At 67.9% G+C, this 13326-nt stretch carries 9 protein-coding genes; 5 read left to right on the top strand and 4 right to left on the bottom strand.

Annotation, left to right across the window (positions count from 1 at the left end; translation table 11 throughout):
* Positions 1-193: 193 nt before the first annotated feature.
* The 3 genes from Prum_RS02715 to Prum_RS02705 form a co-directional block, all read right to left on the bottom strand.
* Positions 194-2071, bottom strand: coding sequence for a glycoside hydrolase family 15 protein (locus Prum_RS02715; RefSeq protein WP_173083325.1), 1878 nt, complete (start codon positions 2069-2071; stop codon positions 194-196).
* Positions 2072-2393: 322 nt separating this feature from the next.
* Positions 2394-3791 (bottom strand): right-handed parallel beta-helix repeat-containing protein, encoded by a 1398-nt coding sequence (locus Prum_RS02710; protein ID WP_173073661.1) that lies wholly within the window; start codon positions 3789-3791, stop codon positions 2394-2396.
* A 48-nt stretch (positions 3792-3839) separates the two neighbouring features.
* Complete coding sequence (locus Prum_RS02705; protein ID WP_173073659.1) at positions 3840-4244, bottom strand: hypothetical protein; 405 nt, start codon at positions 4242-4244, stop codon at positions 3840-3842.
* Positions 4245-4425: 181 nt separating this feature from the next.
* On the opposite strand from Prum_RS02705, the gene Prum_RS02700 reads away from it, so the two are divergent.
* The 3 genes from Prum_RS02700 to Prum_RS02690 all read left to right on the top strand — a co-directional run bounded on the left by Prum_RS02700 (position 4426) and on the right by Prum_RS02690 (position 8649).
* Positions 4426-6507: a family 43 glycosylhydrolase gene (locus tag Prum_RS02700; protein WP_173073657.1), complete on the top strand. Its 2082-nt coding sequence runs from the start codon at positions 4426-4428 to the stop codon at positions 6505-6507.
* Between the two features lie 70 nt (positions 6508-6577).
* Positions 6578-7183: a hypothetical protein gene (locus tag Prum_RS02695; protein ID WP_173073656.1), complete on the top strand. Its 606-nt coding sequence runs from the start codon at positions 6578-6580 to the stop codon at positions 7181-7183.
* 35 nt (positions 7184-7218) lie between these two features.
* A complete protein-coding gene (locus tag Prum_RS02690) occupies positions 7219-8649 on the top strand; it encodes a hypothetical protein (protein ID WP_173073654.1) in 1431 nt (476 codons plus the stop codon).
* 44 nt (positions 8650-8693) lie between these two features.
* On the opposite strand, the gene Prum_RS54365 is transcribed toward Prum_RS02690, so the two are convergent.
* Positions 8694-9551 carry an O-acetyl-ADP-ribose deacetylase gene (locus Prum_RS54365; protein ID WP_173073652.1) on the bottom strand — a complete coding sequence of 286 codons (858 nt, stop codon included), beginning with the start codon at positions 9549-9551 and terminating at the stop codon, positions 8694-8696.
* A gap of 334 nt (positions 9552-9885) precedes the next feature.
* Between Prum_RS54365 and Prum_RS02680 the strand changes: the two genes are divergently transcribed.
* Both Prum_RS02680 and Prum_RS02675 read left to right on the top strand, forming a co-directional pair.
* Positions 9886-11295, top strand: coding sequence for an MFS transporter (locus tag Prum_RS02680; protein ID WP_173073650.1), 1410 nt, complete (start codon positions 9886-9888; stop codon positions 11293-11295).
* A 36-nt stretch (positions 11296-11331) separates the two neighbouring features.
* Positions 11332-13326 carry an ABC transporter ATP-binding protein gene (locus Prum_RS02675; RefSeq protein ID WP_218576966.1) on the top strand — a complete coding sequence of 665 codons (1995 nt, stop codon included), beginning with the start codon at positions 11332-11334 and terminating at the stop codon, positions 13324-13326.

The following is a 13326-nucleotide window of genomic DNA, read 5'->3' as shown; positions in this document are numbered from 1 at the left end:
TTCAAGAAGTTTGTGCCCTTTAGGCGGCCTAGAGACCTTCCACGCCCGTTCTGTCTTTGATCCTGTCAAGCGGGGCCGGCTGGCCGCTTGCTGGCCAGCAAGCGGTGATCATGAAGTTAGCGTCGGGGAGAGCGCTTGCCCTGACGCCAACCTCATGATCACCGAACTACCCTGCCTGTCTCATAGACAGGTGTTATGCCAGGTCGGCTGGGCGGCGGTGGTCGGGGGTGTCGAGGTAGGCGTCGAGCGTCGTGGCGGCATTGATCAGCGCCAGGTGGGTGAACGCCTGCGGAAAGTTGCCGAGCTGCTCGCCGTGCAGGCCCAACTCCTCGGCGTAGAGCCCGAGATGGTTGCCATAGGTCAGCATCTTCTCGAACACGAACCGCGCCTCGGCGAGCCGTCCGGCCCGCGCCAGCGTCTCGACGTACCAGAAGGTGCACATGGAAAAGGTGCCCTCGTGACCGCGTAGGCCGTCGGGCGATGCGGTCGGGTCGTAGCGGTACACGAGGCTGTCGGAGACCAGTGCTTCCCCAAGTGCGTCCAAAGTGGACAGCCAGGCCGGCTCGGTGTCGGAGACGAAACCCACCAGCGGCATGACGAGAAGAGCGGCATCGAGCACCTCGCTGCCGTACGCCTGCACGAAGGACCGCTTTCCCGGATGCCAGCCCTTGGCCATGACCTGCTTGTGGATCAGGTCGCGGGCGGCGGCCCAGCCGGCCGATTGAGCCGGCCAGCCCAGCATCCCGGCGAGGCGGACCATCCGGTCGAGCGCGACCCACGACATGACCCGCCCGTAGACGAAGTCCTTCCGGCCGCCGCGGGTCTCCCAGATGCCCTCGTCGGGCTGATCCCAGTGGGCCGTCACCCAGTCCGCGAGCTGGCACAGCCGCGCCCAGCCACTCGTACCCAGCCGGCCCCCGCCGGACTGGTACGTCGTCCAGATCGCGTCGAGGAACTCGCCGTAGATGTCCAGCTGGAGTTGGTGCGCGGCGCCGTTGCCGATGCGTACGGGACGCGATCCCCGATAGCCGCCGAGATGGTCGAGGATGTGCTCGTCCAGGTCGGCCGAGCCGTCGACCCGGTACATCAGTTGCAGCGACCCGCCGTCGGCCCCGTCCATCCCATTGGGACGGGCGGCCATCCAGCGGAACAGCCGGCGGGCCTCGTCGACGTAGCCGAGCCGCAGGAGGGCGTGCACGGAGAACGACGCGTCCCGGATCCACGTGTACCGGTAGTCCCAGTTGCGTTCCCCGCCGATCTGCTCGGGCAGCGCCGCCGTGGGCGCGGCGACGACCGCCCCGGTCGGGTCGTACGTGAGCAGTTTGAGGGTGATCGCCGAGCGCATGACGGTCTCGCGCCACCGCCCCCGGTAGGTGCTCGCGCTCACCCAGCGATGCCACCAGTCTAATGTAGACCGATATCGTCCGTCGACCTCGCTGACGGCCACCCGGCGCGGGATGCCATCGCTGGTGCCGCCGCTCAGGGCGAACCACGCCCGCTCGCCGACGGCGAGGTCCAGGACCGCGGTGACGTCCTCGCCGTCCGGGGTCAGCTTGTGGTCGCTGTCGAGGCGTAATGTCCGCCCAGGCGCGCGGAACACCGCGGCGTCACCTTCGTGCTCCAACGTGTGCGTGGCTCTGCCGTAGTCGAACCGGGGGGCGCAGCGAACTTCGAGCCGCAACTCGCCGCGAACGACGCGAACGACCCGGACCAACAGGTCGGGTGTATCGCCGGCCCGGCCGGTGACCGGCATGAAGTCGACGACCTCGGCGACTCCGTCGTCGCCGAGAAACCGCGTCACCAGGACCGCCGAGTCGGGCAGGTACAGCTGCCGTGCTGTCCACCCGTGCCCGGCCGGGGCGATCCGGAACAGCCCACCGCGATCGGGGTCCAGGAGGCTGGCGAACACACTTGGCGCGTCGAAGCGTCCCGGGCAGTACCAGCTGACCGTCCCGCCGGTGTCGACCAGCGCCGCGGACCGCAGGTTACCGATGAGGCCATGCTCAGCTATCGGCGCGTACGAGCGGGCGCCGATCGTCTGACCCGGCTTAATGATCCGCAGCGCGCCCATCATCCCGCGTCACCGCCCTCTCCACTGACCATACGTCCGTATCCGCGCGAAGAGGCGAAAAGTAAGAGTTTGACTTCGACCAATCACCTGATCCAGGCTCGTCACTTTGTGGGGCACCCTGTCGTCGACTGTCCACTGCGTACCTTGGCCGTCTTTCTGTGTTGGACTCGACGAGTGCGGTGCCGACTGGCGGCGACGTACCGTGCGAGCCCTGGCCGGGCTCGTCGCCCTGCTGGTCACCGCGGCCGGCGTCCTGCTGATACCCCTGGTCGGGTCGGCCTCTGCCACCACACGAGGAGTGCGTCCGACGCCGCCGGGTGGGTCAGCTCATGCCGCACGACCAGCTTCTGGCGGTGACGGTCGTGTCCAGGCGACCGGTGGTGTCCCGGCCGTTGGATTGGAAGCCGGCGAAGGTCAGCTGGTTGTCGTTGGCCCAGGCGAAGTGCGCGCCACCCGGGTCGCCGACGTGGTACGTGTTGGCGCTGAAGGAGTTGGTGGCGAAGATCTGGTCGCGGCCCTGCGGAAAGTCTGACGCCGCGCCCTGCACGCCTGTCCCGCCCAGGAAGGTGACCTCGTTGTCGTGCACCCCCGAGCCGGTGCCGGCGTAGGGGTTGCCGTTGTCGTCGACCCGCGGCTGCCAGATGACCGTGATGGCGTTGCCGAAGGCGGCGTCGACCTCGACGTAGTTGTGGTGCACGTCGGCGTTGGTGGACGTGGAGATCAGGATGTTCGCGCCGTAGAGCCAGCCGGGGCTGATCCTGCCGTTGTGGCCGACCCGGTTGTCGCGGATGGTCGCGCCCTGGCTGATCTCGAAGAAGATACCCATCTCGTCGTTGCTGAACACCACGTTGTCCTCGATCAAGGCGTTGGTGTTGTCGATGTCGAGCCAGATGCCGGGCCCCGCGTTGTGGTGCACGCAGTTGCTGCGGACGACGGCGTTCTGAGTTCGTTGGATCTTCATCGCGCCGGCCTCCCAGCCCGGGTCGACGTGTGCGTAGTTGTTGCCCGCGATCTCGTTGCCCTCCAACACCACGCCCGCGCCGGTGGCGCCGAACCCTTGTTGCCCGTTGTCGTGAAGGTGGTTGCCCCGCGCGATGCCGCCGGCACCCAGCATCAAGCCGGTGCAGTGGTTGAGGCGGATCTCGTTGTTCTCCACCCGCCACCGAGCGCGCGGGAACTGGTCACCGATCGCGCCCATCTGCGCCGGGATCGCGTACTTCTCGATCACCAGGCCCTGTATCACGACGTCGTCGGCGGACGGTCCGAACGCGTGCCGGGCCGTGGCGATTTCCACCCGCTGACCGGCCGGGTCGTCACCAATGTAGACGGTGTCGGTGTCGTAGTTGAAGAAATACCGGCCCGGACCGACCTCGGACAGACTGGCCACGTGCCGCAGCGGCCGGTCGTTGACGAAGACGTCCTCCGGCCGGTCGCACCGCGTCCACCCGGACGAGCACTGGCCGTGCACCTGGCCCTGCTGGTCCTGACCGCTTACCGCCCAGGTGCTGCCGGAGTGGGTGAAGCCCGTCAGCAGCCGCGCGCCGCTCAGTGTGGTCAGCCGGGCGCAGTCCGACCCGAGCTCGCCGTAGAACCGGTTGCCCTGCTTGGGCTCCACTGTGGTCAGCCGGTGCACTCCGGCGGCCAGCAGGAACGACGTGCCCGCAGGCCGGGCGTCCACCTCCTGCTGGATGCTCTGGCCCGGCGCGATCCGCACATCCACCTGCGGGGTCTGGCATCCACCCGGCGGCGTCGGACTCGGTGGTCGGCCTTACAGCTCCCTGAGGTGGTACTCCAGTTCCGGGTTGACGACCTCGTAGAGCACGTCGAATCCCTCCGTCTTGCGTGGTCGCCGGTTCAGTTGGCTGTACTCCGGCTCGTAGTCGAGGATCCCGGGCATGCCCAGCTCCTCCGATGGCCGCGCCCAGTATCCGATCACCCGCGCGCCTTGGCCTGCTGCGGCGAGGATGACGGCGCGTCGAGTGCTGCGGGACGGGGCGTTGACGACCGCGTCTTGGCCGTCCGCGAGGATCCGCTTGACCTGCTCAGCGAGGTGCTGGTCGCGGTGCCGTTTGACGGTTGGATCGGGGACAACCCGCACCGATCCAGCCGGGAGTTCGCCTTCGAGGAATGCGCGCGCGAACGACAGCGCCATGACGATGACAACGGTCTGCACTCTTTCTCTGTACACGCCAACGTCAACTGATGCCGGTCGGAACGGCGAGCGCGAACCCCGAGGTGGCACCACCTCTCCGGTATCGGCCGCGCCGGGGTATCCTACCGCTTGCAGGACGACGATCGATGTCGATGTAATCGGCGTCGATGTGGCTGTCATCGGCGTCAAGGAGGACCATCTCGTGCAGCGGCGTTCGCAAAGAGGGATCCGGCGACGGGTCGCGCTCGTGGCGACCGGCATCGTGCTGGCCGCGGGGTTGGTCGCCACACCGGCCCCGGTCCAGGCGGACGGCGTGAATCTCATCGTGAACGGCGGGTTCGAGGACGGCCTCGCCAACTGGTTCTCCAACACGGCCGGCAGCGCCACGTTGTCGCCCACGCCGGACGCCTACGCAGGCGTCGGCGCCGCGCTCGTCACGGGTCGGACGAACACCAGCTCCGGTCCCATGCAGGATGTGTCCGGCAAGGTGCGGGCTGGAAAGATCTATTCGGTCACGGCGCGGGTGAAGTACGAGGACCCGAACAGCCCGGCGACGAAGGCGTTCGTCGTCACGATGCACTACGGAGGCTCGTCCTACACGAATCTCGGCTCGGTGACGGTGCCCCGTGGACAGTGGGGACTCATCAAGGGCACGTTCGCGGTTCCCGCGGCGCAGAACGTCACGACCGCGAGGATCTTCGTCGAGACACAGTGGACGGCGACGCCGACCCCTCCGGAGGCGCACCTCATGGACTTCAAGGTCGACGACGTGACGCTCGAGGAGTACACGAGGTCGAGGACCTTCGAGGTGCTCGGCAAGGTCCCCGGCGAGGGGAACCCGCTCATCTCGCACAAGTTCGGCGCCGACGCCAATGCCTTCGTCCACGGCGGTCGCGTGTATCTGTACATGACGAACGACACGCAGGTGTACTACCCGGGTCCGGACGGGATCTCCCCGACGAACACCTACGGCGGCATCAACACGATCACGGTCATCTCCTCGGGCGACCTCGTCAACTGGGTCGACCACGGTGAGATCCGCGTTGCCGGGCCGGACGGGATCGCCCGCTACGCGAGCCAGTCCTGGGCTCCGGCGGTCGCGCGCAAAGTCATCGACGGCAAGGAGCGGTTCTTCCTCTACTTCGCCAACAGCGGCGGCGCCACCGGCGTCCTGGTCGGCGACTCACCGCTCGGCCCGTGGCACGACGAGCGCGGCAGCCTCCTCATCACGAGTGCGACACCGGGTGCGTCGAACGGCCGGAACTGGCTCTTCGACCCGGGTGTGTTGATTGACAACGACGGGCAGGGCTACCTCTACTTCGGTGGCGGTGGGGACGACCGGTCGGGCAGCTACGAGAACACGAACCACCCGAAGTCCACGCGGGTGATCAGGCTTGGCGACGACATGATCAGCACGGTCGGCTCGGCGGAGGTCATCGACGCGCCGCTCATGTTCGAGGCCAGCCACGTGTTCAAGCGGCAGGGCAAGTACTACTACTCGTACTCGACGAACTTCGGTTTCTCGGGCCCGGTGGACCCGAACGGTCCACCGACCGGAGCGATCGCGTACCTCATGGCCGACAACCCGATGGGCCCGTGGACGCCCGACAAGTACGCCGGCGTGATCTTCCGCAACCCGGGCAACTTCTTCGGAGTCGGCGGCAACAACCACCAGTCGGTGTTCAAGTTCGAGGGCGGGTACTACCTCACGTATCACGCCCAGACGCTCAACGCCCGCGCCACGGGCGGCACGGGGCAAGGCTTCCGCAGCCCGCACATCGCCAAGCTGGCGTTCAACGAGGACGGGACGATCCAAGAGGTGATCGGTACCTACGACGGAGTCGACAACGTCCGAAACCTCAACCCGTACCGTGTGATCGAGGCCGAGACCATCGCGTGGCAGCAGGGCATCGCGACGAAGAAGATCGACGGCGCCTCGGCGGAGTTCGGCGCGCAAGCGCCGAACCTCGTGGTACACGACGTCGACAACGGCGACTGGACGTCGCTCGCGTCGGTCGACTTCCGAAAGGGCGCCGCCGGCGTCACCGCCAAGGTGCTCCCGCTCGTGGCAGGCGGAAGGATTCAGCTTCGCCTCGACGACCGCACCGCGCCGGTGGTCGCGACCATCCCCGTCGACGCGCCACTGGGGGAGTGGACGGAGGTGACCGCTCCGCTCGACTGCGTCACCGGCGTGCACGACGTGTACTTCACGTACGCGGGGCCCGATGGCGTGGACCTCTTCGAGATCGACTCCTGGACCTTGACGAAGCGGACCCGTACGTAGCCAGCGACGGCGAGGCCGAGCAGACAGTGTTGCGTGCGTTCGCCGAGGAACTCGCCGACCCGACGAACTGGTGGTCGTCTGGCTGGCCTTGGCGTTCACCCAGTCGAGGTTCGGGCGGCTGAGCGAAGCGACCCGCCACCAGGTGCTGGCCATCCTCGACGCCGGAGGTGACCTGGATCGGTGGCAGGCGGCCGGTCCCGGCGCTGTCCGTCGGCGCGCCGCGGTCCTGGAGAAGGTCCGTGCCCAGGTCGAGGGAGCGCAGCCTGCCCCGCGCAAGGTGCGCCTTCGCCGCCGACCCAGGTCCTCGCTCAGCGTCGGGCAGGTCCTGGCCTATCGCACCCGTAACGGCCGAATGCATTTGATGCGCGTCGCAGCGCTCATAGACATGCGCGACTGCGGCATGCAGCCGGCAATCCAGTTCATGGAGTACGCCGAGGCAGCGCTCCCCGACCCCCAACTCCTCGGGTCGATCCCGGATCGCCGGCGCCACCCCAAGTGGAAGAAGGTCGAGCTCTGGATCATCGACGACACTCCGCAACAGCGTGACCACGTCGGTATCCAGGCGGTCGGTTTCCGGTCGGAGGCGGATGCTCTGGAGGTCCGCGATCCGAAGAGCGCCTCGACCTGGGCGGAGCTCGCAGCCTACCTCGAAACCCGCGATCAACCTCCGACGTAGGCTGTCCAATTTGGACAGTATGTCCTATCGGTATTGTGTTCGAGATAGGTTTCCTGGATACTGTTCCCACGTTATTCACCCGGTCCCGGATGAGCGCTAAAGGCCGTCCAGCGCGCGAGGAGGACGTGTCGGTGGCAGGCTCCTCCCTCAAGCCCATGGTTACTTACACAGGGCTTGTCGACGACTTCGCCAAAAACCACGATGACGGGTGCATCCAGACTCTTCGTGAGCTGAACGAATACCTTGTCTCAGCCGTGCTCGTCGGGCACCCCTTGCTGATAAACGACGGTCACGTAATCATGCATCCGGCCATTAGGGAAGCGATTCTCAAGCCCGAGTCGAGTCCACTACGGAATCTTGTCGCGACCGGTTACGTCAAGATTCTCACCAGAAACGCCGGAGACCTGGAGACGCTCGCCGCCCAGATGGCGGACGAGGGGATAACCTCGGCGCAACGCTTTAGCGTCCAGCGCGACTACGCGAAGAGCTACCTTCCCGCGCTGCACGTCTGGATGTCGCAGCTTCGCCTGGGAGAGCCTCAATCTTTCCTGCACCCCTGGCCCGAGCTCAACACCACTTCCATATTCCATAAGATAACCGCTGCCGCATATCGATCAATTCGGGACGTCCTCGTGGCGGCCGAGTTGCGAGACGAACTGAAAGCCCTCCGGCGGTTCCGGGACCTCTACGAACTGGGCAGGCAGCATCGGCGAACGGACTGGGAGAATGTTGCCAACCGCATGCGGGGCAGCGGCAGGCTGTCGGAGACGCTCTACCGGGAGCTGATGTACGCCGGCAACGAGGTATATCAGTACTCATGGGGGTGCGCCTTGGCGCGCAAGGACAACCTCGTACGAGTCGAGACGCGAGCGCCGAAGTTCACCGACCTTGACATGTCGATCGGCGAAACGACCGGCTCGTATCAAGATTCGGTGGAAGTCTACAGCCCCAACTTCACGGTGGCTCATCGCAAGATAGGCGACAATTGGAGCAGACTCGCCGAGGTCGCCAGGCCGGGGACCGAAACCTACTACGCCAAGGTCGAGTTTCAGCGATGCATGGAGAGCTACTACCATGCCAACGGCACCGAGGTCGACAGGTCGGCGTTGGACGCCGCCGCGAGAAAATACTCGAAGGCCCTGTCGGATCACTTCAGAAGAGATGAACGCGCGCGACTCATCTACGGCTACGTTACCGCAGCGGCCGGAGCGGCCGTGGGAATCCCCGCCGCCCCATTAGGCCCCTGGCTAGGCACCGGAATTGGTCTTGCCGTGGGGGTTGCCACAGTGGTCGCAGACCAGGTTGGCGCACCGCGGGCGATGATGAAGATAATGAACAGGGACAACAAGAAATGGATCACGAGCAACGCGCTTGGGCGCAGGCCGACGATGGTGTCGAATTTCCAAATTGACCAGATGTCAGCCGATGAATACCGCCGCGGCGTTCGCGAATTCAAGCAGTCGTAGCGCGCCCCAGCGACCCGAATCCTTCGCGTCATGGAGGCCCCACCCTATTCGTTTCGGGCGGCGTAGCGGTCGAGCAGGATCGGTAGTCCGGTGTGCACCCACCACGGAACGTGCACGGCGCCGGCGGACATGCCGTGGCCTGGATCGAACGCGGGGACGTACACCGCTGCGGTGTTGTCGTGCCACGGTGCGGATTCGTGGCCGGTGAGGGGCTCGCCAACGACCTGCTCGATGGTGTCCGTGATGAGCCTCCGCAGGGTGGACCAGTCGGCTGGCAGCGGCGTGTCGGCGAACCGCGCGCGTAGCTCCCGCCAGAGGTAGGGATCGCCGCGCAGCCCGAACTGGGTCGGCGCGCGCTCGAACAACGAGCCGATCGTGTCTGCGCCGACGGGCGGCGGGCATCGAACCCACAGCGCCGCGCGCGTCTGCTTGTGCACGGCTTCGTCGACTGCGACGAGCCGTACCTCGTCGATGCGCGTCTCGGCGGCCGCGATGGTCTCGATCGCCGCCGCGATGGCGTCGGCGCGGGGCCAGCCGAAGACGCCCGCGCTGATCAGCGGGAACGCGACGCTGCGCGCGCCCAGTTCGTCGGCGACCTCCAACGCGCGCCGGTAACACGACACCAGCAGGGAGCGGTCGCGCTGCCCGGCGTTGTAGTTCGGGCCGACGGTGTGGATGACCCACCGGGCGGGCAGGTCGCCTGCCGTCGTCCAGCCGGCGTCGCCGGTGGCGAGGCCGTCGGGAAACCGGGTAACGCAGTCACGCAGGATCGCCGGGCCGCCGCGGCGATGGATCGCGCCGTCCACACCGCCGCCTCCGCGCATGGCGTTGCTCGCCGCGTTGACGATCGCGTCGACGGCCTGCGTCGTGATGTCACCGAGAACGGCGGCGATGGCTGGCACAGCATCAGTCTGCCCGTACGCGGGCCGGGCCGAGATGCGGGGCCAGGAACTCAGCTGCCGAGTTCTATGACGTCGAGGGTGGTGTCGGTAATGCGGTGGGCGGCGGCCGCGATCCCGATCCGGAGTCGGCTCATCCGACACATCCATCGAAGACTATCGCTGGATATGTTAGGAGAATTCGCGACGACCGTCAATGCGATGCACAACATTGCACATGTCCACCTCCGTCGTGCTGGAACAACGCACGGTCTGCGTTGCGGCGACGACGGTATTTCCGGCCATGGTGGACGTCTTGTACCTGCGCGCGCAGGTTCAGTCGGAGGTGTGATTCCCGATGCCCGCCGCCCCCGCGCCGATCCTGCTGCTCGCCGCGCTGGCCGTCGCGGTGTGCCAGACCGTCGTGGTCGCCGCCCTGCCCCTGTTCGGCCAGGACCTGGGCGTCAGCGCCACCACGGCGACGTGGTTGCTGACCGCGTTCATGCTCGCCTCCGCTGTCACCACCCCGATCGCGGGTCGTCTCGGTGACCTGTACGGGCACCGCCGCGTCCTGATCGCGGGCCTGGCCGCGCTCGCCGCCGGCAGCCTGCTGGCCGCGGCCAGCGACCACGCCGGCTGGTTCGCCGGCCTGCTGGCCGGCCGCGCCCTGCAAGGCGTCTCCGGCGGGGTACTCCCGGCCGCGTTCGGCCTCGCGCGCCGGCTCGCGCCAGCGGACCGGCTCGACGGGCTCGTCGCCGCGCTGAGCGCCATGTTCGGTGTCGGCGGGGCCCTCGGCATGGTCGTCGCCGGCCCGATCGTCGCCGTCACCGGCACCCCGGCGCTGTTCTGGCTCGGCCTGGCACTGGCCGTCATCCCCTTGTTTGGCGCCCTGCTCCTGCCCGCCGGCCCGCTTCCTTCCACTGTGGACCATAGGCGCCTCGACGTCCTCGGTGCCGCGCTGCTGTCGGCCGCGTTGGTCGCCCTGTTGCTGGGCATCAGCCAGGGCCGCGCCTGGGGCTGGGCGTCCGCCGCGACCCTGGGGACGTTCGTGGCCTGCCTCGTCGCCGTCGCGGCCTTCGTCGCGGTCGAGCGCCGCACGGCGGTGCCGGTCGTCGACCTGCGGCTGCTGCGCCTGCCGGCGCTAGCCGCCACCAACATCGCCACCGTGGTGATCAGCGTCGGCATGTTCGCCGCCGTGACGATCATTCCGCAGTACGCCCAGACACCGACCCGAGCCGGCTACGGTTTCGGCGACGGCCCGGCCGAGACCGGGCTGCTCATGGCCCCTACCGCTCTGCTGATGGTGGTGACCGCGCCGCTGGCGGCCCGCCTGTCTCGACGCACCAGCGGCCGGGCGACCTTCCAACTCGGCGCCGTACTCGCCGCCGTGGGACTGGGCATGCTGGGGTTCGTCCACAGTGCACCGTGGCAGTTCTACGTCGCCGGGGCGATTCTTGGCGCCGCGTACGGGTTCGCCTTCGCGTCCGTGGGAACGCTCGTCGTCGGCGCGGTCGAGCACCACCAGACCGGCGCCGCGTCGGGCATCAACACCATCCTGCGTACGATCGGCGGCGCGCTCGGCGCGCAACTGGCCGTTGTCGTACTGGCCAACTCCGCCACCGCACCCTCGCCCCTGCCAACGGAAGCCGGCTACACCACGGCGTTCCTCGCCTCGGCCGGCATCGCCGCCCTCGCGTTCCTCGCCGCGCTGGCGATACCCGGTACCATGTGGCGCGTGACCGTGCCGCGCAGAGTCACCACGAGCTGACGGGGAGAACGCCCGCCGCCAGGAGGTCCCGCCGTCATGCATCCCGGTCCCGGTCCTGGTCCCGGCCCGCACATGATGCGCGCGTTCGTGGCCGATCCGTCGGTGACCAAGCAGCGGGTGAGGCGGGGCACCATCGCCAGGATCGCCGGGTACGCGCGCCCCTACCGCTGGGATCTTGCGATCTTCCTGTTGGCCGCCGCGCTGTCCGCGGTGATCACGGTGGCGATCCCGGTGCTGCTCGGGGTGGTCATCGACCGCGGGGTGCTGCCGAAGCGGACCGATGTCGTGCTGGGGATCGCCGCCGTCGTCGCCGGGCTGGCGATCCTCGACGCGCTTCTCACCTTCGTCCAGCGCTGGTACACCGCTCGGGTCGGCGAGGGCCTCATCTATGACCTGCGCACGCAGGTGTTCGCCCACGTGCAGCGGCAGCCGATCGCGTTCTTCACCCGGGCGCACACCGGTTCGCTGGTCAGCAGGCTGAACGGAGACGTGATCGGCGCGCAGCAGGCGCTGACCTCGACACTGGTGTCCACGGTGTCCAGCACGCTCCAGGTGATTCTGGTGCTGGTCACGATGATCTACTTCTCCTGGTTGGTCACGGTCATCGCGCTGGTGCTGATTCCGATGTTCATCCTCCCGGCACGCCTGGTCGGGCGCAGGCTGCAGCGGCTGACCAGGGAGTCGATGCAGCTCGACGCGGCCATGGGATCGACGATGACGGAGCGGTTCAACGTCGCGGGCGCGATGCTGGCGAAGCTGTTCGGCCGGCCGCGGGAGGAGATCGGCGTGTTCGCCGAGCGGGCGGCGAAGGTCAGGGACGTCGGTGTGGTCCGGGCGCTGTACGGCAGCACGCTGTTCATCGCGCTGACCCTGCTCGCGTCGCTGTCCACGGCGGTGATCTACGGAGCGGGCGGCACCCTCGTCGTCAACGGCGCCTTCCAGGTCGGCACCATGGTTTCCCTGGCCCTGCTGCTGAACAGGCTGTATGGCCCCATCACGGCACTGTCCAACGTCCAGGTCAACGCGATGACCGCGCTGGTCAGTTTTGACCGGGTGTTCGAGGTGCTCGATTTGCAGCCGCTGATCGAGGACAGCCCGCAGGCCGTACCGCTCGCGCTCGGGCCGCGGAGCAACGGATCAGCCAACGCCTCCGGGCCGGCGGCAGACATCGTCTTCGACCATGTCTCGTTCCACTACCCGGCCGCGTCCGAAGTCTCGCTCGCATCGCTGGAGTCCATCGCCCTGCCCGTACCCGAGCGCACGGGCGTGCGGCTGGGCGTGCTGCACGACATCAGCTTCACCGCCCCGGCCCGGCAGCTGACCGCCCTGGTCGGCCCCTCCGGAGCGGGCAAGACGACGATCACTGCCCTGGTGGCGCGGCTGCACGACCCCAGCGAAGGGGCGGTGCGCATCGGCGGGTTCGACCTGCGGGACGTGACCCAGGAGTCGCTGCACGAAGCGGTCGGCGTGGTAACCCAGGACGCGCACCTGTACCACGACACGATCCGGGCCAACCTCGCGTACGCCCGTCCCGAGGCGACCGAGGCGGAACTGATCGAGGCATGCGAGGCGGCCCGGATCTGGCACCTGATCTCCGAGCTGCCCGACGGCCTGGACACGATCGTGGGTGACCGCGGCTACCGGATGTCCGGCGGCGAGAAACAGCGGATCGCCCTGGCCCGGCTGCTGCTGAAGGCACCGGCCGTGGTGGTGCTCGACGAGGCCACCGCGCACCTGGACTCCGAGTCGGAGGCCGCCGTCCAGCGCGCACTCAAGACCGCCCTGTCCGGCCGCACCTCGCTCGTCATCGCCCACCGGCTGTCCACCATCCGCGAGGCCGACCAGATCCTCGTCATCGACGACGGCCGGGTCCGTGAGCGCGGTGGGCACGACGAGCTGCTCGCGTCCGGCGGCCTGTACGCGGACCTGTACCGGACCCAGTTCGCCCGCCAGAGGCCCATCGGCGCCGGCCACCGGCCAGGCCCGCCGCGGGGGCACTTCCCGCCGCCCCCGCGGTTCGGACCGGGCTAG

Origin of the sequence: Phytohabitans rumicis (assembly GCF_011764445.1) — a bacterium.
In the GTDB taxonomy this organism is placed as follows: Bacteria; Actinomycetota; Actinomycetes; order Mycobacteriales; family Micromonosporaceae; genus Phytohabitans; species Phytohabitans rumicis.
This window is presented reverse-complemented; position numbering and strand designations above follow the sequence as displayed.

What these genes read in the sequence shown, in the direction of transcription:
- Prum_RS02715 (WP_173083325.1), bottom strand. Translation starts at nt 2,071, where the DNA reads ATGGGCGCGCTGCGGATCATTAAGCCGGGTCAGACGATCGGCGCCCGC.
- Prum_RS02680 (WP_173073650.1), top strand. Translation starts at nt 9,886, where the DNA reads ATGCCCGCCGCCCCCGCGCCGATCCTGCTGCTCGCCGCGCTGGCCGTC.
- Prum_RS02675 (WP_218576966.1), top strand. Translation starts at nt 11,332, where the DNA reads ATGCATCCCGGTCCCGGTCCTGGTCCCGGCCCGCACATGATGCGCGCG.